We start from the raw sequence: 18590 nt of genomic DNA on the forward strand, positions 1-18590 counted from the left end.
TGGTCGCCGCCTTCTCGAGCGCCGCGGGCGGCGCAAACTGACGGGTTTCGTGAAGAACCGATTCAATCGCAGACATCGACTACCCCTTGGTGAACATGAATCCTCTGCATGGCGGCGCGATCGTGCGCGCCGCGCGTCTTGGCCGGCGCATGTGCGCCGCTGTCTCCCACTCACCCGCGCGCGGCCCGAAGGCTGCACGCGATGCTGCGCCGCACCACGTCACGCGTCGGTGGACGCTCGGCCCGGCGGTTTCCACGATAAGCGCTCGAACTTACCCGTCACTTACGCGGACTCGCCGGTTCGTCCGCCGCGCCGCGTGGCGCCGGCCGCTTTACGCTGTTACAAATGCGACTCTACAATCCTAACTGAACTCGCCCCCCGGACTCCAGCTTGAATCGCTACGCGCTCTTTCTCATTCTGTCGATGCTGTTCGTCGGCAGCAACGTCGGTATCGGTAAATCCATCGTCGTGTTCGTCCCGGTCGCCATCCTCGCGACGCTGCACTTCGTGATCGCGATCGCGGTGCTGTGGCCGTTGTTCAGCCCGGTGAAAATGCGCGCGGTCCGGCGCGCGGAATGGCTGAACCTGTTTCTGCAGGCGTTCTTCGGCACCTTCATGTTTACGCTGCTGATGCTCAACGGCGTGCAGCGCACGAGCGCGGTCGCGGCCGGTGTGATCACGAGCACGATTCCCGCGATCGTCGCGCTGTTCGCGTGGCTGATCCTGCGTGAAAAACCGAACGGCCGTGCGCTCGTGTCGATCGCGCTGGCGATCGCCGGTGTCGTGACGATCAATCTCGCGAACGGCACCGCAGGCGGCGCGCACGGCGCCGGCAGCGCCGCGTCCGGTTCGCTGACCGGCAACCTGCTGATTCTCGGCGCCGTGTGCTGCGAATCGATCTACGTGATCCTGTCGCGCCGGCTCACGCAGACGCTCGCGCCGATCGACATCTGCGCGTACACGCACCTGTTCGGCCTGGGCCTGATGCTGCCGCTCGGCGCGACGGCGCTGTGGCACTTCGACTACGCGAGCGTGCCGGCCGGCACGTGGGCGCTCGTCGTCTGGTACGGACTCTCGGCCAGCATCTTCTCGTTCTGGTTGTGGATGAAGGGCATCCGGCATGTGCCGGGCAGCCTTGCCGGCGTGTTCAGCGCGGTGCTGCCGGTCGCGGCCGCCGCTTACGGCATCGCGTGCCTCGGCGAACGGCCGACGCTCGCGCACGGCATCGCGCTCGCGTGCGTCGTCACCGGCATCGTGCTCGCGAGCCTGCGCGTGAAACGCGTGCCCGCGGCCGCGTCCTGATCCGTCCCCGGCAAACCCGGCGCGTCGCTGCAGCCGCGCCGGCCGACGCGTTACAATAGCGCGCCTTTTCAAGATTACCCCCGATACCTGCGCACAGCGCCCGTACCACCATCATGTCCGCCCCGCATTCGCCCGGCTCCACCCGTCGCCCGCTTCGCCCGCTGCCCGCGCTGATCTTCACGAGCCGCTGGCTCCAGGTTCCGCTCTATCTGGGCCTGATCGTCGCGCAAGCCGTCTACGTGTTCCTGTTCCTGAAGGAAGTCTGGCACCTGCTGTCGCACGCGACCGGGCTCGACGAGATCAGCGTGATGCTCGCGGTGCTCGGCCTGATCGACGTGGTGATGATCTCGAACCTGCTGATCATGGTGATCGTCGGCGGCTACGAGACGTTCGTGTCGCGCCTCGGCATCGAGGGCCATCCCGACGAGCCCGAGTGGCTCGACCACGTGAACGCGGGCGTACTGAAGGTCAAGCTGTCGATGGCGCTGATCAGCATTTCGTCGATCCATCTGCTGAAAACGTTCATCAACCCCGACCAGCACACGACGCACGCGATCATGTGGCAGGTGATCATCCACGTGTCGTTCCTCGTGTCGGCGCTCGTGATGGCGTGGGTCGACCGCCTGACGACCCACACGCATCCGGCCCATTTCCACGAGGCGCACGCGAGCGCGGCGTCCCGACCGGCGGCCTGAACCGCCGGCAACGTATTCCCCACTGTCCCCACAGAGTCTCAGCCATGACCGTCATCAAACAGGAAGACCTGATCCAGAGCATCGCGGATTCGCTGCAGTACATCAGCTACTACCACCCGCTCGACTACATCCAGGCCCTCGGCCGCGCGTACGAGCTGGAAGAAAGCCCGGCCGCGAAGGACGCGATCGCGCAGATCCTCACGAACAGCCGCATGTGCGCGGAAGGCCGCCGCCCGATCTGCCAGGACACCGGTATCGTGACGATCTTCGTGAAGGTCGGCATGGACGTGCGCTGGGACGGCGCGACGATGGGCCTCACCGACATGATCAACGAAGGCGTGCGGCGCGGTTACACGCACCCGGACAACGTGCTGCGCGCGTCGATCGTCAATCCGCCGGAAGGCGCCCGCAAGAACACGAAGGACAACACGCCGGCCGTGATCCACTACGAGATCGTGCCGGGCGACAAGGTCGACGTGCAGGTCGCGGCGAAGGGCGGCGGCTCGGAGAACAAGTCGAAGTTCGTGATGCTGAACCCGTCGGACTCGATCGTCGACTGGGTGCTGAAGACCGTCCCGACCATGGGCGCGGGCTGGTGCCCGCCGGGCATGCTCGGGATCGGCATCGGCGGCACGGCCGAAAAGGCGATGCTGATGGCGAAGGAATCGCTGATGGAGCCGATCGACATCCAGGAAATCATCGCGCGCGGCCCGAAGGACTGGATCGAGGAACTGCGCGTGGAGCTGCACGAGAAGGTCAACGCGCTCGGCATCGGCGCGCAGGGCCTCGGCGGCCTCGCGACCGTGCTCGACGTGAAGATCATGGCTGCGCCGACGCACGCTGCGTCGAAGCCGGTCGCGCTGATCCCGAACTGCGCGGCGACGCGCCACGCGCACTTCGTGCTCGACGGCTCCGGCCCGGCCAAGCTCGAAGCACCGTCGCTCGACGCATGGCCGAAGGTCCAGTGGGAACCGAACACGGAAACCAGCAAGCGCGTCGACCTGAACACGCTGACGCCGGAAGAAGTCGCGAGCTGGACGCCGGGCCAGACGCTGCTGCTGTCGGGCAAGATGCTCACGGGCCGCGACGCCGCGCACAAGCGCATCGCCGACATGCTCGCGAAGGGCGAGAAGCTGCCGGTCGACTTCACGAACCGCGTGATCTACTACGTCGGTCCGGTCGACCCGGTGCGTGACGAAGTGGTCGGCCCGGCAGGCCCGACGACGGCCACGCGGATGGACAAGTTCACCGAGACGATGCTCGCTCAGACGGGTCTGATCTCGATGGTCGGCAAGGCGGAACGCGGCCCGGTCGCGATCGACGCGATCAAGAAGCACAAGGCCGCGTACCTGATGGCGGTCGGCGGTGCGGCCTACCTCGTGTCGAAGGCGATCCGCGGCGCGAAAGTGCTGGCATTCGAAGACCTCGGCATGGAAGCGATCTACGAGTTCGACGTGCAGGACATGCCGGTGACGGTGGCCGTCGATTCGTCGGGCACGTCGGTCCACCAGACGGGTCCGAAGGAGTGGCAGGCCAAGATCGGCAAGATCCCGGTCGCGACTGCTTGAGCGCACGCGCGAGAAAGGCCGGACGGAAGTCCGGCCTTTTTACTTCTCGTTCTCGTTATCGTGCCCGGCACGAAATCCGCGGCTGATTCTCATTACCCGCAAAAGGCAGGCCCGGCAAGGCTTCGAGGCTTGGCTTTTCTCGTTCGAGCGATTATCGTTCGGTTTCTGAAGCCCCACTGAACAAGGAACAGCCATGCAAGGCGACAAGAAAGTCATCGAATACCTGAACGCCCAACTGAAAAACGAACTCACGGCGATCAACCAGTACTTCCTGCATGCGCGCATGTACAAGCACTGGGGCCTCGACAAGCTCGGCAAGCACGAATACGACGAATCGATCGGCGAAATGAAGCATGCCGACTGGCTGATCGAGCGCGTGTTCATGCTCGACGGCCTGCCGAACCTGCAGGACCTGCACAAGCTGCTGGTCGGCGAGGAAACCGAAGAGATCCTGAAATGCGACCTGAAGCTCGAGCAGATCTCGCAGTCCACCTGCAAGGAAGCGATCGCCTACTGCGAATCGGTGCGTGACTACGTATCGCGCGAGATCTTCGAAAAGATCCTCGACGACACCGAAGAGCACATCGACTGGCTGGAAACGCAGATCGACCTGATCGGCAAGGTCGGCCTGCAGAACTACCAGCAGACGATGATGGGTTCGCCCGAGTAATCGCCACGCGCACCATGATCGCCACCTCGCCGTCCGCATCACGATGACGAACCAGCCAGCCGCCTCCGGGGCCCGCCCCGCCGCCCCCGTCGGGATCTTCGATTCGGGGCTCGGCGGCCTGTCGGTGCTGCGCGCCGTGCGTGCGCACCTGCCCGGCGAGTCGTTCGTCTATGTCGCCGATTCGCACCACGCGCCGTACGGTCCGCGCGACGAGGCGTTCATCACGGAGCGCACGCTGGCGATCGGCGAATGGCTTGCCCGCGAAGGCGCGAAAGCGCTCGTGATCGCGTGCAACACCGCGACGGCGCGGGCGATCGCGACCGTTCGCGAACGCCTGTCGATACCGCTCGTCGGTGTCGAGCCGGGCATCAAACCGGCTGCCGCGCTGTCCGCCAGCGGCGTCGCGGGCGTGCTCGCCACGCAATCGACGCTGAACAGCCCGCGCTTCCAGGCGCTGCTCGACCGCTACGGCGCCGGGCGCCGCTTCATCTGCCAGCCCGGCCACGGGCTCGTCGAGGCGATCGAACGCGGCGACACGAATTCGCCCACGTTGCGCGCGTTGCTCGCCCGCTACCTGCAGCCGATGCTCGACGACGGCGCCGACACGCTGGTGCTCGGCTGCACGCACTACCCGTTCTTCACTGAAACGATTCGTGACCTTGTTGGCGACCGGCTGACGATCGTCGACACCAGCGATGCGATCGCGCGCCAGCTCGCGCGCGTGCTCGACGAACGCGGCCTGCGCGCGCCGGCCGGCACACGGGCCGCACCGCCGCGCTTCTGCTCGACGAGCGACGGCCGGCAGCTGCGCGCGCTCGCATCGGCGCTGCTCGGCCTCGACGCATCGGTCGAATCCGTCACCATTTCGTCGCCGAACGCGCGCGCCTGCGCAACGGCCTGACGCAGGCCGGCCACGTCGCCGCCCCCCTGCTTTGGCGCAGCCGCGCCGCGCTCTTCCTTTCAAGGGTCTGATGACCTTAAAAAAAGCCGGACCCAGGCTTGTCAACGCCCGCAAATTTAATGATAATAATTCGCATTAACGTTAGCTATCGCAACTCATCATGATCGTCTGCGTGTGCAAGTCTGTTTCCGATCGCAAGATCCGCGCGTCCCTCGCCGAGGGCGTGAGCTCTTTCGATGAACTCCAGTTCGAACTCGGCGTGGCCACGTGCTGCGGCAAGTGCGAGGAGTCCGTGCGCGACCTGATGGCCGAGCAAGGCGTCTGCGCGAGCCGGTGCGGTGTCGAGCACCACGCTCACCCGATCCCGGTAACGTTCTACGACCGCAAGGCCGCCTGAGCGGCGCCGAGCGTGCGCATGCGGCTCGAGCCGCGTTTTTCGTCCGACCGTCAGCAAGCCACCGTCCGCGCGAGCCAACGGCTTACCTGTCAAGGAGCCCGTCATGGAATTGCTGATCGGATTCGTAACCACCGTGTGCATCTCGCTGCTGATCTTCCGCAAGTAACACCGATTCACCCGCCGCGCCCCGGGTGCGACGTCGTACTTTCAAGCTAACATGCAGGCTTCGCAATCCGCTCCTGCCGGCGTCCTGCCGGCTGCTCCACGTATGAATCCCCGGGTCATCACCGTCGCGGTCGGTGTGCTTGCCGCACACGCGATCATGCTGGCGGCCGCGTGGCTCCATCGCAACGCGCCGCCGCCGAAATCGGTCGAAGTCCAGTCGATCACCGCGCAGCTGATCACGCCGGCGCCGATCGCCCAGCAGGTCGCCGCCGAATCGATCCCGCAACCGGCGCCGCCGAAGCCCACGCCGCGCGTGAAGCCGAAGGTCGAGCCGAAGCCGGTTCAGAAGGCGGCGAAACCGACGCCGCAACCGGTCGCCCAATCGCCTGCCCCGTCGCCGACGCCCGCACCGGCAGCCGACCCGACACCCGCGCCGGCCGCGCCCGCCGCTGCCGCGCCGGCGGCCGCACCGGGCCCGGCTCGCGAAACGATGCAGGTCAGCGCACCGAAGAACGTGCCGACGCTCCAGTGCAACTTCGTGAAGCCCGACTACCCGTCGATGTCGCGCCGCCGCGGCGAATCGGGCACCGCTTATGTTCACTTCGTCGTCGGCGTGACCGGCAAGATCGAGAGCGTCGAGCTGCAGAAGAGCAGCGGCTATCCGCGCCTCGACGATGCCGCGCTCGACGCGATGCGCTCGACCACCTGCCGTCCGTATATCGAGAACGGCCAGGCGATTCGCGCCGCCCGCACACAGCCCTACAACTTCGGGCTCACCGACTAACCTGCCTCATCCGGAAGATTCAAAGGAAACAAAAATGCAAAGCTACGGTATCGCGCACGTCTGGGCGCAAGGTGATTTCGTCACGCGTGCGATCGCGATCACGCTGCTCGTGATGTCGGTCCTGTCGTGGATCGTGATCATCGTCAAGGGCTGGAACGTGATCCGCCTGAACCGTCTCACGAAGAATGCCGAACAGGCGTTCTGGCATTCCGACGACTTCGACGACGGCATCAAGAAGCTGGGCCTCGCCGCATCGACGCCGAGCGACAACCCGTTCCTCGCGCTCGCACTGTCGGGCAAGGAAGCCGCCGATCACCACCATCAGACGCAACCGCACCTGCACGATCGCATGGACGTGTCGGACTGGGTCACGCGCTGCCTGAAGGACACGATGGACGAAGGCATCTCGCGCATGCAGGCGGGCCTCGCGATTCTCGCGTCGATCGGCAGCACCGCACCGTTCGTCGGTCTGTTCGGCACGGTCTGGGGCATCTACCACGCACTGCTCGCGATCGGCGCGACCGGCCAGACGTCGATCGACCAGGTCGCGGGCCCGGTCGGCGAGTCGCTGATCATGACGGCGTTCGGCCTGTTCGTCGCGATTCCCGCGGTGCTCGGCTACAACGCGCTCACCCGCGCGAACAAGGGGGTCGTCAGCAAGCTGCGCCGCTTCGCGCACGGCCTGCACGCGTACTTCGTGACGGGCGCGCGCCTCGCATCGTCGTCGCCGCGCGACGGCCTGCGGCTTGCTTCGCGCGCCAGCTGAGACGAGGTGAACCATGGCAATGAACACCGGCTTCAGCGATGACGACGACGATGGCGTGATGAGCGAGATCAACATGACGCCGCTCGTCGACGTGATGCTCGTACTCCTGATCATTTTCCTCGTGACGATCCCGGCGATGCAGCACGCGGTGAAGATCGACCTGCCGCACGCAAGCAGCCAGCCTGTCGACGAGAAGCCGCAGACTGTCGACGTCGCAATCCAGGGCAACGGCACGATCCTGTGGAACGACCAGACGGTCACGCGCGAGCAGTTGCAGGCGCACATCGCGGAAGCGGCACAGCACCAGCCGCAACCTGAGTTGCACCTGCGCGCCGATCGCAAGGTTGCCTATGAACGGGTGGCCGAAGTGATGTCCGACGCGCAGGCCGGCGGCCTGACGAAGCTCGGCTTCGTGACGGAGCCGACCGCGAAGGCGAAGTAACACCGGTGGCTTCGGGGCGGCAGCCGGTGCGCGCGTAATCGGGCGCGCATCGCCGGCAGCGGCAGGCGGCGCCGCCTGGACGGCCGCACAAAGTAAAAGGCCTTCATCGCCAGATGAAGGCCTTTTTTCATGCGCACGCGGGCGCCTTCGGGCGGCGGGCTCTTCGGCGGTATCGGTTGCGCCTCGAGCAACGCAAATGCGGCTACCGTGGTCTGCACGGACTGCGCGTTCTGCCCTATCTGGCTCGCAACATATGCGGCCACCTGATTCCGCTCAGAACTTCCTTCGCGAAATGGGATTTCAATATAGGCCTGCGCGCGTACGCATTCAAGGCCCGCGCGATTGAAACTTGCGATTGCCGACGGCGCTTCAATGACAAAACAAATTTGCCACGACGTGCAATCTGCATTCAGGTGGCCGAAGCATCGGCGGCCGCCGCTTCCTTCTTCGCGCGCTCGGGGCAACCCGGCTGCTTGTAATCGCCGTGGTCGAGTTTCTCGACCAGATAGTCGACGAACGCGCGCACCGCAGGCGGCATCCCCTGCCGCGACACGAACACCGCGTAGAGTTGCGGAACCGGCAGCGTCCAGCCCGGCATCACCGGCGACAACTGCCCCGCGCGCAGCGCATTGCCATACATCATTTCGGGCAGCGCCGCGATACCGAGACCGTCGAGCACGGCCTCGCGGATCGTCATCAGGTCGGCCGTCACAAGCCGCGGATCGTGCTCGTGCAGGTGACGCGTGCCGTCCGGCGCGATCAGCGTGAACACGTGCCGTCCGTCGACGCTCGGCGTGTCGAGCGTCTCGAAGTGCGCCAGATCGTCCGGCACGAGCGGCGGCGCATTCTGGTTCAGCAGGCTCGGGGCGCCGACCAGCATCTGTTCGGTTCGCCACAGCGGCCGCACGACGATGTTCGCGTTCTGCGGCGGCTCCGACCGCACACGCAACGCGACGTCGATCGAATCCTCGAACAGGTCGATCACGCGATTCGTCACACGGATGTGCACCTTCACCTCGGGATAGCGGTGCAGGAATTCGGGGAGGATCCGCGACAGCATCGTCTGCGACAGCGTCACGGGCACGCTGACGCGCACCGAGCCGCGCGGCGACGCGCGCAGCTGCTGCACCGCGTTCATCGCGGCCTGCGCTTCGGCGAGCATCGCCTGGCAATGCTGGTAGAACAGCTCGCCGGCCTCGGTCAGCGCGAGCTTGCGTGTCGAACGCTGCAGCAAGCGCACGCCGAGCGCGGCCTCGAGTTCGGTCAGGCGCCGCGACAGGCGCGATTTCGAGATACCGAGCACGCGTTCCGCAGCCGAAAAGCCGCCGTGCTCGACGACCTGCGAAAAGTACATGAGGTCGTTCAGGTTGTGTGCATCGATGTTCATGTCATCGTTCCAATTTCAGAACAATCCATTGCGAACCGCCGCAAATCGGCCGGTAAAACGCCCAATATAATAGCGCTATGTTTCAAAAATAACGCTATTCCGACGATATCGAGGGCTTCTGCATGACCACTGCTCGCTCGCTTGACCGCACGTACCCCGCGCTTCGCACCACCGAAGGCGGCGGCTTCGTGGTACACCGACCGTTTCCGACCCGGCTGCTGATGGATTTCGATCCGTTCCTGCTGCTCGACGAAATGGGCCCCGTCGACTATGCGCCCGGCGAAGCCAAGGGTGCGCCGGACCATCCGCATCGCGGTTTCGAGACCGTCACCTATGTGCTCGACGGACGCTTTCGCCATCGCGACTCCGCCGGCCATGCCGGCACGCTCGGCCCCGGCGACGTCCAATGGATGACGGCCGGCTCGGGCGTCGTGCACAACGAGATGCCGGATCCCGAGTTCGCGCAGTCCGGCGGACGCTCGCACGGCTTCCAGCTGTGGGTCAACCTGCCCCGCCGCGACAAACTGATCGCACCGCGCTACCAGGAGGTTGCGGCCGATCGTATTCCGAGCGCCACGTCGCCCGACGGCCGCGCGCACGTCCGCGTGATCGCCGGTGAAGCGTTCGGCGTTCGCGCGGCGATCGAGACGCGCACGCCGATCCTCTACCAGCATTTCACGCTGCAGCCGGGCGCAACCGTCGCGCAGCCGGTGACGGCGGGCTATCGCGTGTTCGCGTACCCGCTCGCCGGAACGGGCCGCTACGGGCCCGACAGGCAGCCTGTCGACGCGCGGCACATGGTGGTCTACGGCGACGATGGCGACACGGTGACGTTCGAGTCCGGCGATACGCCGCTCGACCTGCTGCTGATCGGCGGCGTGCCGTTGAACGAGCCGATCGTTCGCTATGGCCCGTTCGTGATGAATACCGAGGAAGAGATCCGGCAGGCCGTCGTCGATTACCAGACGGGCCGCATGGGCCGCATCGAAGCGTGATGGCAGAGCGGGGGCGCAGGTGCCGCGAAACTGCCCGTTTTGCGTCACAATAACTTCTTGAACCACGTGGCTGCCCGCCACCAGAAGGAACCCGTCCCCTTGAACTTCGAACATCTGATCCAGATCAACTCCGACGATCCGGCGGTGCCGTCCCTGACCCGCGACCAGCTCTGGGAAGGCCTCGTGCTGCGTGCCGAACAGCCGCAGCTGTTCGTGATCGGCCTCGACAGCTGCGTCGTCCGCGAACGGACGGAAACGACGCTCGAACGCGAACTGCACTACGGCCATGCAACCGTGCGCGACCGCGTAACCTTCACGCCGAACCAGCAGGTGCGCTACGACGTCCATGCGGCCGGCGGCGAAATCGGCGGCTCGTTGACGATGACGATCGAGGAACGCGACGACCACGAGCTGTTCCTGCGCTTCGAATACCGCACGACGCTGACCGTCACCGACGACAGCGAGGAAGCGCGTCAGACGCACGGCATCGTCAAGGAAGCGTATCGCACGTCGGACATCGACACGGTGCGTCTGATCCGCGAATACGCGCAGGGGCGCAAGGATCCCGATCCGCTTCACTGACGTCGGCGGCGGCCTGCGGGCCGCCCCTCCCCCTTTGATTCAGACTATCGAATGTGCCGCCTCGATCGATAAAGAGTTTTTGTAAATGGGAATAGTTATCATTTAGAATTCATTCCATCGTATCGACAGTCACCGATCAACCGAATGACCGACACCATGCGCCCGACCACGCTGACCTTGCGCCGCACGACCGGCGCCGCGAGCGCCAACCGTCAGAAGACGGCAGCGGTCACGACGCCGGCGAAGCCCGCCGCGAACGGCGATGCCGGCACACGGACCCTCAGCAGCGATGCGCTGCTGCAAGGCCATAGCCACATCAGCATCGCGCACAACGGCGAGACGTATCAGTTGCGCGCCACGCGGCTCGGCAAACTGATCCTGACGAAGTAACGACAGAGTATTGTGGGGACCACCTCCCTGAGAGGTGTTGGGCAGTAGCCAGCGTAACGGCTTGCACGCGAGATCTAGACCCCTTCGTGCAAACACACTCAAGCAGCCGTTGCAGCAAGCCAAGCCACTTTTTTGGTTCTCGCACAACGAAGAAAAAAGCGACACGTCGAAGGACGTGTCGCTTTTTGTTTGGGCGCCCGGATGCAACACAAAAGCATCGCTCGGGGTCGGCGCCGTTGCTTCAGTGCATTCCGGCGGCCGGCAGCGAATTACCTTCGCCCGTTACGCCGGAACGCAGCCGCAAGGCCTTCAATCGCGCATCAGAAGCCCCAGAACATCAGCCACCACGCGCTGTCGATGACGGCGAGGCCAGCTGCAAACCACACGAAGGCCGCCAACCGGCGCGGCCACGCCGCATAGCGTCCCGTCACCTTCCAGGCAAGCCACGCGCTCCACGCGTTCGCGCATACGAGAATCGCGATGCGCACGTCGGTCGCCCAGCCGAGCGGCACGTGCTCGGCGCGCAGCAGCGACAACGTCGTCGCCGACAGCCCGAGGAACACGCCCGCGCCGGCAATCGGAATCAGCGCCTGCGCAAGATGATGGAGACGCGTGCGGTCGAAGCGACCGAGCATCAGCGTCGCGCCGGCCAGCAGCACGAGCAGCGCGGTGCCGTACACGAGCCCCGTGCCCACGATGTAGCCGACGATGAGTCCGCCGTCGAGCCACGAGAACACGTCGTTGCGATCCGGATAGTGCGTGAGCAGGAACCACGGCGCGTTCGTCTCGAGCGGCCACGTGATGTCATGATCGATCAGCCAGCCCGCGAGCCATTGCTTGATCTGCACGAACCACGGGCTGACGGTCCAGTGGAACGCGCCGATCGCGACGCCGAGCAGCCCGTACAGGATCAGCGCGGTGTCCCACGGATTCGCCTGCTGCGCGCCCAGGTTCACGACTTCGTCGGACGGCGAGCGCCACGACAGCGCGATCGCGTCGCGATGCCCGCTGCAGCGGCCGCACATGTGGCACGACGCGGCGCCCTTCATGTTGCGCAACGGCACGAGCGGCGCGCAATTGATCGGGATCACACGATGCCCGTGTTCGCCGTTCTTGTACGAGCGGCGCCACGCATCCTCGTCGACCTTGTAGCGCATCGGCGCGAGCCGCGCGAGCAGCCCGAACACCCCGTTGACCGGGCACAGATACTTGCACCACACGCGCTTCTCGCGGCCGTACAGCACGCCTATCACGATTGCGCCGACGGTCGAGCCGCCGAGCACGAACAGCACTGCGAGCGGGTACTGGTACACGCTGACCATCTGCCCGTAGATCGTCGTGAGGCCGAATGCGACGAACGGCCAGCCGCCCCACCGCATCCAGCGCGGAATCGCGCCGCCGCGGCCGAACTTGCTCGCATATTCGGTCAACGCACCCTCGGGGCACAGCACGCCGCACCAGACACGGCCGAGCATCACCATCGACAGCAGCACGAACGGCCACCAGATGCCCCAGAACACGAACTGCGCAATCAGCGTCAGGTTGTTCCACAAATGCGCGGAATCGTCCGGCAGCGGCAACACTGCCGGCACGATGATCAGGAACGCGTAGACGCCGACGACGACCCACTGGATACCGCGGATCGCCGCGCCGTGGCGCTGCATCCACTGGCCCGCCTGCGCGAGCCAGCCCGGCTTGGTTGCGGCGACAACGCTCATGCCGCGCGACCCGCAGGAACGGCCTGACGGCGGCTCGCGCGCTTCATCAGCAGCCACACTACGGCCCAGTACACCGCGTACGCGACCAGGTTGGTCAGTGCCGGGTGCGCGCGATAGCCGGTCAGCGTCGCGACGAGGGAGCCGAACGTGCCGGAATCGTCGAGGATCGCCGACGTATCCCACAGTTGCGAGATGCCGAGCGGCAGGATTTCCTTGTCGATCAGCTTGTCGACGCCGGTCTGGAACAGGCCCGCGCCGAGGAACAGCAGCATCACTTCGGTCACGCGGAAGAAATGCCGCCACGAGAAGTACTTGCCGCCGAGCTGCAGCAGATAGAACGTCAGGAACGCGAGACCCAGACCGATCACGACCGCGAGCATCTGGCTGCCGTCCACATGACCGGACTGCCCGAAACCGAGGCCGTACAGGAAGATCACCGTCTCGCTGCCTTCGCGCGCGATCGCGAGCGCGACCAGCACCGCGACGCCCCACCAGTTCGAATCGCGCGTGCTCTGCTGCAGCGACTGCTCCATGTCGCGCTTCAGCGTGCGCCCGTGCCGGCGCATCCACAGCACCATCTGCACGATCAGCACGCAGGCGATCAACACCATCGCGGTCTGGAAGTAGTCCTGCGCGTCGCCCGACAGCACTTCGGTGAAGCCGACGAGCGCGGCGCCGAGCCCGACTGCCATCAGCAGGCCGACTGCCACGCCCGTCCACAAAAAGGGCAGGCCGCGGCGCGCATCGTCGTCGCCGTTCTTCAGCCATGCATAGAGGATGCCGACGACGAGCAGCGCTTCGACGCTCTCCCGCCAGACGATGAACAAGATCTGACCCATTGAATCCTCCTGACGCGCGGCGCAACGCACTCGTGCGCCCGCACGCAGATAAAACGCGTTACTTCGCGACGATCACGCCCTGTGCCTGCTGGTGGAAATCGTCGAAAAACTTGTACTCGCCCGGCGACAGCGGGGCGACAACCACGAATGAATCGGCGCCCGGTGCGAGCACCTTCTCCTTGCGCAACTGCACGCTCTCGAATTCGGCGGCGCCCTTGCCGGTATTCCGGATCTCGATCTTGAAGCGCTGACCGGCCGGCACTTCGATGCGGGCGGGATTCAGCTTGCCGTCCGTCATCTCGAGCTTGAACGTCGGCAGATCGGCGGCATGCGCCGCGCCGGCGAGCCACAGCGCGGCGGCTGCGGCGACGATTTTCTGGGGAAATTTCATTCTGGGATCTCTACGTCGACGGCGCGCCGAAGCGCGCCGTCCGTGATGCCACCGATCAGTACCCGCCCTTCTTGCCGATGCCGGCGAACGGGAAGTCGTATTCGAGGGTGATGGGCTTGAACCACGGACCCACGCCCGTTTCCTTGTCGACGTGACGGCCGAACGCCATGTGGCCCGACTGCATCGGCGGCTTGACAGTCATCGTCAGGTGGTACTTGCCGGGGCCGGCCAGCTTCACGTTGTCGCCGTAGTGCGGGCCGTCGCTCGCGACCATGCCCATCAGGTCGCCTTCAGCCTTCCACTTCGTGTCGCCCTGCTTCGTCAGCTTGTACGTGACCTGCAGGTACGGCATCCAGTCGCCTTCCGCGAAACCCGTCGGGTTGTTCTTGACCGCGTGGATGTCCGCCTCGAGGTGGATGTCCGACTCCGATGCCTTGCGCATCATCCCTTCCGGATCCATCGTGATCGGCTGCAGGTACACCGCGCCGATTTCCATGCCGCCCTGGATCTGCTGCTTGCCGATCGGATATTCGGCAGCCGAGGCCGACATCGCGGCAAGCGCCGCCGCTACCGCAACCGACGTGCGGATGAACGAAGAACCCAACATGGACACTCCTTGTTATTTGTCTGACACGTTGCGCCCCGCCCTCCCGGACGGTTCGCCGAAAACACTAACGCAATGAAGAACGTTAATGCGAACTATTCTCAATACTTGCGGAGTTTAGCACTGAACCGGCTTCCGAACAAACGAGATACCGCGTAAACCCCTTGTCCGACAAGGCTTACAACGGTGTTACCGCAAGGTTTCAGTGACGTTTGGAAAGATTTACCGGCCGCCGTTGACGTGGTCGCCCACGTTCGCGCCGAACACGCGCTCGCGCAGCAGCGCAAGCTGGTCGCGGGTGGCCGCGGCCTTTTCGAACTCGAGGTTCTTCGCGTAGTCGGCCATCTGTTTTTCGAGGCGCTTGATTTCTTTCGCGAGCTGCTTTTCCGACATGTCCTCGAACTTCGCGCGCTGTTGCGCTTCCTTCAGTTCCGCGCGCGCGTCGTCGGCGTTGTACACACCGTCGATGATGTCCTTGATGCGCTTCACGACACCGCGCGGCGTGATGCCCATCTTCTCGTTGTACGCGATCTGCTTCGCGCGGCGCCGCTCGGTTTCGCCGATCGCGCGCTTCATCGACTCGGTCATGTTGTCGGCATAGAGGATCGCCTTGCCGTTCACGTTTCGTGCGGCGCGGCCGATCGTCTGGATCAGCGAGCGCTCGGCACGCAGGAAGCCTTCCTTGTCGGCATCCAGGATCGCGACCAGCGACACTTCGGGAATATCGAGGCCCTCGCGCAGCAGGTTGATCCCGACCAGCACGTCGAACGTGCCGAGGCGCAGGTCGCGGATGATCTCGACGCGCTCCACCGTGTCGATGTCGCTGTGCAGGTAGCGCACCTTCACGCCGTGGTCGGCCAGGAACTCGGTGAGCTGCTCGGCCATCCGCTTGGTCAGCACCGTGATCAGCACGCGTTCGCCGGCATTCACGCGTGCGTTGATCTCGGTCAGCACGTCGTCGACCTGCGAGCTGGCCGGACGCACTTCGATTTCCGGATCGACGAGCCCCGTCGGCCGCACGACCTGCTCGGCGATCTGCCCGGTCACGCGCTGTTCGTAGTCGGCCGGCGTCGCCGACACGAACACCACCTGACGCATCTTGCGCTCGAACTCGTGGAACTTGAGCGGCCGGTTGTCGAGCGCGGACGGCAGCCGGAAGCCGTAATTGACGAGGTTCTCCTTGCGCGCGCGATCGCCGTTGTACATGCCGTTCAGCTGGCCGATCAGCACGTGCGATTCGTCGAGCAGCATCAGCGCATCGGGCGGCAGGTAGTCGACCAGCGTCGGCGGCGGCTCGCCGGGCGCGGCGCCCGAGAAGTGCCGCGAATAGTTTTCGATGCCCTTGCAGAAGCCGAGCTCCTGGAGCATCTCGAGATCGAAGCGCGTGCGCTGCTCGAGGCGCTGCGCCTCGACGAGCTTGCCTTCGCGATGAAAGAACTCGAGGCGCTCGCGCAATTCGTCCTTGATCGTCTCGACCGCACGCATCACGGTGTCGCGCGGCGTCACGTAGTGCGACGACGGATACACGGTGAAGCGCGGAATCTTCTGCCGTACGCGCCCGGTCAGCGGATCGAACAGCTGCAGCGTCTCGACTTCGTCGTCGAACAGCTCCACGCGCACCGCCATCTCCGCGTGCTCGGCCGGGAAGATGTCGATCGTGTCGCCGCGCACGCGGAACGTGCCGCGCTGGAAATCCTGCTCGTTGCGCGAGTACTGCATCGCGATCAGCCGCGCGATCACGTCGCGCTGCCCGAGCTTGTCGCCGGTGCGCAGCGTCAGGATCATCTGGTGGTATTCGGACGGGTTGCCGATACCGTAGATCGCCGACACCGTCGCGACGATCACCACGTCGCGGCGCTCCATCAGGCTCTTGGTCGCCGACAGCCGCATCTGCTCGATGTGCTCGTTGATCGACGAGTCCTTCTCGATGAACAGATCGCGCTGCGGCACGTACGCTTCAGGCTGGTAATAGTCGTAGTACGACACGAAGTACTCGACCGCGTTGCGCGGGAAGAACTCGCGGAATTCCGCGTAGAGCTGCGCTGCCAGCGTCTTGTTCGGCGCGAACACGATCGCCGGGCGGCCGAGCCGCGCGATCGTGTTGGCCATCGTGAAAGTCTTGCCCGAACCGGTCACGCCGAGCAGCGTCTGGAACGCGAGGCCGTCGCCGACGCCTTCGACGAGCGTTTCGATCGCGGTCGGCTGGTCGCCGGCGGGCGGATACGGCTGGTACAACTGGAACGGCGACCCTTCGAAGGTCACGAATTTCGATTCGTCGAGCGCGTCGCCGACTTCGGCGTGATGTTCGGACATGGAGTGCGGCCGGAGCGAGGGCAAAAAAACTATTCTAGCGCTTCGCGGCGTTGCGGACCGCTGACGGATCCTGACGTGCCGTGACGCGCGGCAGGCGTCGGAAATCGCAATTCGCCGCGCAATCGCCGCCTCCGGCACCGTGAATTCGCTACAATATCAGGCTGCTGCGCTTTCCGGCGCCGTGCCCGTTGGCGCGCGGCTCGCTGCGCCCGCCCCACCGGCTGAAAGCCTGACCCTCTTTTCACTACTGCCGAATCATCATGTCGCTCTTCTCCGCTGTCCAGCTTGCCCCTCGCGACCCGATCCTGGGCCTGAACGAAGCCTTCAACGCCGACACGCGTCCGACCAAGGTCAACCTCGGCGTCGGCGTGTACACGAACGAAGAAGGCAAGATTCCGCTGCTGCGCGCCGTTCGCGAAGCGGAGAAGGCGCGTGTCGACGCGGGCCTGCCGCGCGGCTACCTGCCGATCGACGGGATCGCGGCGTACGACGCCGCGGTGCAGAAGCTGCTGCTCGGCAACGATTCGCCGCTGATCGCCGCTGGCCGCGTGGTCACCGCGCAGGCGCTGGGCGGCACGGGCGCGCTGAAGATCGGCGCGGATTTCCTGCGCACCGTGAACCCGAACGCGAAGGTTGCGATCAGCGACCCGAGCTGGGAAAACCACCGCGCGCTGTTCGAAGCGGCCGGCTTCGAAGTCGTCGCGTACCCGTACTACGACGCGGCCACCAACGGCGTGAATTTCGAAGGCATGCTGTCGGCGCTGAACGGCTATGCGGCCGGCACGATCGTCGTGCTGCACGCGTGCTGCCACAACCCGACCGGCGTGGACCTGACCGAAGCGCAATGGCAGCAGGTCGTCGACGTCGTCAAGGCGCGCAACCTCGTGCCGTTCCTCGACATGGCTTACCAGGGCTTCGGCGAGAACATCGAGGCCGATGCCGCCGCCGTGCGCCTGTTCGCCGCGGCCGATCTGAATGCGTTCGTGTCGTCGTCGTTCTCGAAGTCGTTCTCGCTGTACGGCGAGCGCGTCGGTGCACTGTCGATCATCACGTCGAGCAAGGAAGAAGCGACGCGCGTGCTGTCGCAGCTGAAGCGCGTGATCCGCACGAACTATTCGAACCCGCCGACCCACGGCGGCGCCGTCGTCGCGGCCGTGCTCGCGTCGCCGGAACTGCACGCTGCATGGGTGCAGGAACTCGGCGAAATGCGCGACCGCATCCGTGCGATGCGCAATGGCCTCGTCGAGCGCCTGAAGGCAAGCGGCGTCGATCGCGACTTCAGCTTCATCAACGCGCAGCGCGGGATGTTCTCGTATTCGGGCCTGACGTCGGCGCAAGTCGATCGTCTGCGCGAAGAGTTCGGCATCTATGCAGTCGGCACCGGCCGGATCTGCGTTGCTGCGCTGAACACGCGCAACCTCGACGCGGTTGCCAACGCAGTCGCAGCGGTCCTGAAGTAAGTCGGCGTCGGCCGGAGGCGGCCGCCATCCGGGCCGCCCTTCTCCGCCGAAACGAAAAACGCGCTCCGTGGAGCGCGTTTTTTTATGCCGACGTGCCGGGCGGGCTCGCCGGCGAATGTCCGCGCGAGCGGCGAGCAGCGAGCGGCCCGGCCGCCCGCGCCGGCAGCCGTCACTGCATGAACCAGCCGTGGCTGACGACGAACGACTGCCCGGTCAGCGCT

19 protein-coding genes are annotated in these 18590 nt (G+C 65.3%); 13 read left to right on the top strand and 6 right to left on the bottom strand.

All coding sequences use genetic code 11. The annotated features are described in order from the left end of the window. The first annotated feature begins 390 nt into the window (after positions 1 to 390). The 9 genes from Q3A80_RS31175 (at position 391) to Q3A80_RS31215 (ending at position 7690) form a co-directional block, all read left to right on the top strand. Positions 391 to 1302 (top strand): DMT family transporter, encoded by a 912-nt coding sequence (locus Q3A80_RS31175; protein WP_446332624.1) that lies wholly within the window; start codon positions 391 to 393, stop codon positions 1300 to 1302. Positions 1303 to 1415: 113 nt separating this feature from the next. After that, complete coding sequence (locus Q3A80_RS31180) at positions 1416 to 1997, top strand: TIGR00645 family protein (protein ID WP_446332625.1); 582 nt, start codon at positions 1416 to 1418, stop codon at positions 1995 to 1997. A gap of 44 nt (positions 1998 to 2041) precedes the next feature. Beyond that, positions 2042 to 3565 carry a fumarate hydratase gene (locus tag Q3A80_RS31185; protein WP_006482750.1) on the top strand — a complete coding sequence of 508 codons (1524 nt, stop codon included), beginning with the start codon at positions 2042 to 2044 and terminating at the stop codon, positions 3563 to 3565. 193 nt (positions 3566 to 3758) lie between these two features. Beyond that, on the top strand, positions 3759 to 4235 hold the full coding sequence (bfr, locus tag Q3A80_RS31190; RefSeq protein ID WP_006482753.1) for a bacterioferritin: 477 nt from the start codon (positions 3759 to 3761) through the stop codon (positions 4233 to 4235). Between the two features lie 43 nt (positions 4236 to 4278). After that, a complete protein-coding gene (murI, locus tag Q3A80_RS31195) occupies positions 4279 to 5136 on the top strand; it encodes a glutamate racemase (protein WP_446332626.1) in 858 nt (285 codons plus the stop codon). A 160-nt stretch (positions 5137 to 5296) separates the two neighbouring features. Next, positions 5297 to 5533, top strand: coding sequence for a (2Fe-2S)-binding protein (locus tag Q3A80_RS31200; RefSeq protein ID WP_011885486.1), 237 nt, complete (start codon positions 5297 to 5299; stop codon positions 5531 to 5533). 217 nt (positions 5534 to 5750) lie between these two features. Then, a complete protein-coding gene (locus tag Q3A80_RS31205; protein ID WP_446332627.1) occupies positions 5751 to 6482 on the top strand; it encodes an energy transducer TonB in 732 nt (243 codons plus the stop codon). Between the two features lie 34 nt (positions 6483 to 6516). Further along, the gene (locus Q3A80_RS31210) at positions 6517 to 7248 is read left to right on the top strand and encodes a MotA/TolQ/ExbB proton channel family protein (protein WP_446332628.1); all 732 of its coding nucleotides are present in this window, start codon (positions 6517 to 6519) and stop codon (positions 7246 to 7248) included. A 13-nt stretch (positions 7249 to 7261) separates the two neighbouring features. Continuing rightward, positions 7262 to 7690: an ExbD/TolR family protein gene (locus tag Q3A80_RS31215; protein WP_006754473.1), complete on the top strand. Its 429-nt coding sequence runs from the start codon at positions 7262 to 7264 to the stop codon at positions 7688 to 7690. Between the two features lie 409 nt (positions 7691 to 8099). Here the strand turns inward: Q3A80_RS31215 and Q3A80_RS31220 are convergent, their stop codons facing one another. Next, complete coding sequence (locus Q3A80_RS31220; RefSeq protein WP_446332629.1) at positions 8100 to 9077, bottom strand: LysR family transcriptional regulator; 978 nt, start codon at positions 9075 to 9077, stop codon at positions 8100 to 8102. Between the two features lie 122 nt (positions 9078 to 9199). Between Q3A80_RS31220 and Q3A80_RS31225 the strand changes: the two genes are divergently transcribed. From Q3A80_RS31225 to hemP, 3 genes are all read left to right on the top strand, one after another. Further along, positions 9200 to 10072 (top strand): pirin family protein, encoded by an 873-nt coding sequence (locus tag Q3A80_RS31225; RefSeq protein ID WP_446332630.1) that lies wholly within the window; start codon positions 9200 to 9202, stop codon positions 10070 to 10072. A gap of 99 nt (positions 10073 to 10171) precedes the next feature. Next, on the top strand, positions 10172 to 10654 hold the full coding sequence (locus Q3A80_RS31230) for an SRPBCC family protein (protein WP_446332631.1): 483 nt from the start codon (positions 10172 to 10174) through the stop codon (positions 10652 to 10654). A gap of 144 nt (positions 10655 to 10798) precedes the next feature. Continuing rightward, a complete protein-coding gene (hemP, locus tag Q3A80_RS31235) occupies positions 10799 to 11044 on the top strand; it encodes a hemin uptake protein HemP (protein WP_446332632.1) in 246 nt (81 codons plus the stop codon). A 320-nt stretch (positions 11045 to 11364) separates the two neighbouring features. On the opposite strand, the gene Q3A80_RS31240 is transcribed toward hemP, so the two are convergent. The 5 genes from Q3A80_RS31240 to uvrB all read right to left on the bottom strand — a co-directional run bounded on the left by Q3A80_RS31240 (position 11365) and on the right by uvrB (position 16909). Next, positions 11365 to 12762, bottom strand: coding sequence for a 4Fe-4S binding protein (locus Q3A80_RS31240; protein WP_446332633.1), 1398 nt, complete (start codon positions 12760 to 12762; stop codon positions 11365 to 11367). Further along, complete coding sequence (locus Q3A80_RS31245) at positions 12759 to 13601, bottom strand: FTR1 family iron permease (RefSeq protein WP_446332634.1); 843 nt, start codon at positions 13599 to 13601, stop codon at positions 12759 to 12761. Before Q3A80_RS31245 ends, Q3A80_RS31240 begins: the two co-directional genes overlap by 4 nt. Positions 13602 to 13659: 58 nt before the next feature. After that, positions 13660 to 13992, bottom strand: coding sequence for a cupredoxin domain-containing protein (locus tag Q3A80_RS31250; RefSeq protein ID WP_006760846.1), 333 nt, complete (start codon positions 13990 to 13992; stop codon positions 13660 to 13662). Positions 13993 to 14047: 55 nt separating this feature from the next. Then, a complete protein-coding gene (locus tag Q3A80_RS31255; protein WP_446332635.1) occupies positions 14048 to 14599 on the bottom strand; it encodes an iron transporter in 552 nt (183 codons plus the stop codon). 219 nt (positions 14600 to 14818) lie between these two features. Next, positions 14819 to 16909, bottom strand: a complete 2091-nt coding sequence (uvrB, locus tag Q3A80_RS31260; RefSeq protein WP_446332636.1) for an excinuclease ABC subunit UvrB — start codon at positions 16907 to 16909, stop codon at positions 14819 to 14821. Between the two features lie 260 nt (positions 16910 to 17169). Between uvrB and Q3A80_RS31265 the strand changes: the two genes are divergently transcribed. Beyond that, a complete protein-coding gene (locus Q3A80_RS31265; protein WP_446332637.1) occupies positions 17170 to 18369 on the top strand; it encodes an amino acid aminotransferase in 1200 nt (399 codons plus the stop codon). Positions 18370 to 18590 lie beyond the last annotated feature (221 nt).

It is taken from the genome of Burkholderia sp. SR8, from assembly GCF_052851275.1.

Coding starts and splice junctions, on each gene's coding strand:
- Q3A80_RS31180 (WP_446332625.1), top strand. CDS start 1,416: ATGTCCGCCCCGCATTCGCCCGGCTCCACCCGTCGCCCGCTTCGCCCG.
- Q3A80_RS31185 (WP_006482750.1), top strand. CDS start 2,042: ATGACCGTCATCAAACAGGAAGACCTGATCCAGAGCATCGCGGATTCG.
- bfr (WP_006482753.1), top strand. CDS start 3,759: ATGCAAGGCGACAAGAAAGTCATCGAATACCTGAACGCCCAACTGAAA.
- murI (WP_446332626.1), top strand. CDS start 4,279: ATGACGAACCAGCCAGCCGCCTCCGGGGCCCGCCCCGCCGCCCCCGTC.
- Q3A80_RS31200 (WP_011885486.1), top strand. CDS start 5,297: ATGATCGTCTGCGTGTGCAAGTCTGTTTCCGATCGCAAGATCCGCGCG.
- Q3A80_RS31205 (WP_446332627.1), top strand. CDS start 5,751: ATGCAGGCTTCGCAATCCGCTCCTGCCGGCGTCCTGCCGGCTGCTCCA.
- Q3A80_RS31210 (WP_446332628.1), top strand. CDS start 6,517: ATGCAAAGCTACGGTATCGCGCACGTCTGGGCGCAAGGTGATTTCGTC.
- Q3A80_RS31215 (WP_006754473.1), top strand. CDS start 7,262: ATGGCAATGAACACCGGCTTCAGCGATGACGACGACGATGGCGTGATG.
- Q3A80_RS31220 (WP_446332629.1), bottom strand. CDS start 9,077: ATGAACATCGATGCACACAACCTGAACGACCTCATGTACTTTTCGCAG.
- Q3A80_RS31225 (WP_446332630.1), top strand. CDS start 9,200: ATGACCACTGCTCGCTCGCTTGACCGCACGTACCCCGCGCTTCGCACC.
- hemP (WP_446332632.1), top strand. CDS start 10,799: ATGACCGACACCATGCGCCCGACCACGCTGACCTTGCGCCGCACGACC.
- Q3A80_RS31240 (WP_446332633.1), bottom strand. CDS start 12,762: ATGAGCGTTGTCGCCGCAACCAAGCCGGGCTGGCTCGCGCAGGCGGGC.
- Q3A80_RS31245 (WP_446332634.1), bottom strand. CDS start 13,601: ATGGGTCAGATCTTGTTCATCGTCTGGCGGGAGAGCGTCGAAGCGCTG.
- Q3A80_RS31250 (WP_006760846.1), bottom strand. CDS start 13,992: ATGAAATTTCCCCAGAAAATCGTCGCCGCAGCCGCCGCGCTGTGGCTC.
- Q3A80_RS31255 (WP_446332635.1), bottom strand. CDS start 14,599: ATGTTGGGTTCTTCGTTCATCCGCACGTCGGTTGCGGTAGCGGCGGCG.
- uvrB (WP_446332636.1), bottom strand. CDS start 16,909: ATGTCCGAACATCACGCCGAAGTCGGCGACGCGCTCGACGAATCGAAA.
- Q3A80_RS31265 (WP_446332637.1), top strand. CDS start 17,170: ATGTCGCTCTTCTCCGCTGTCCAGCTTGCCCCTCGCGACCCGATCCTG.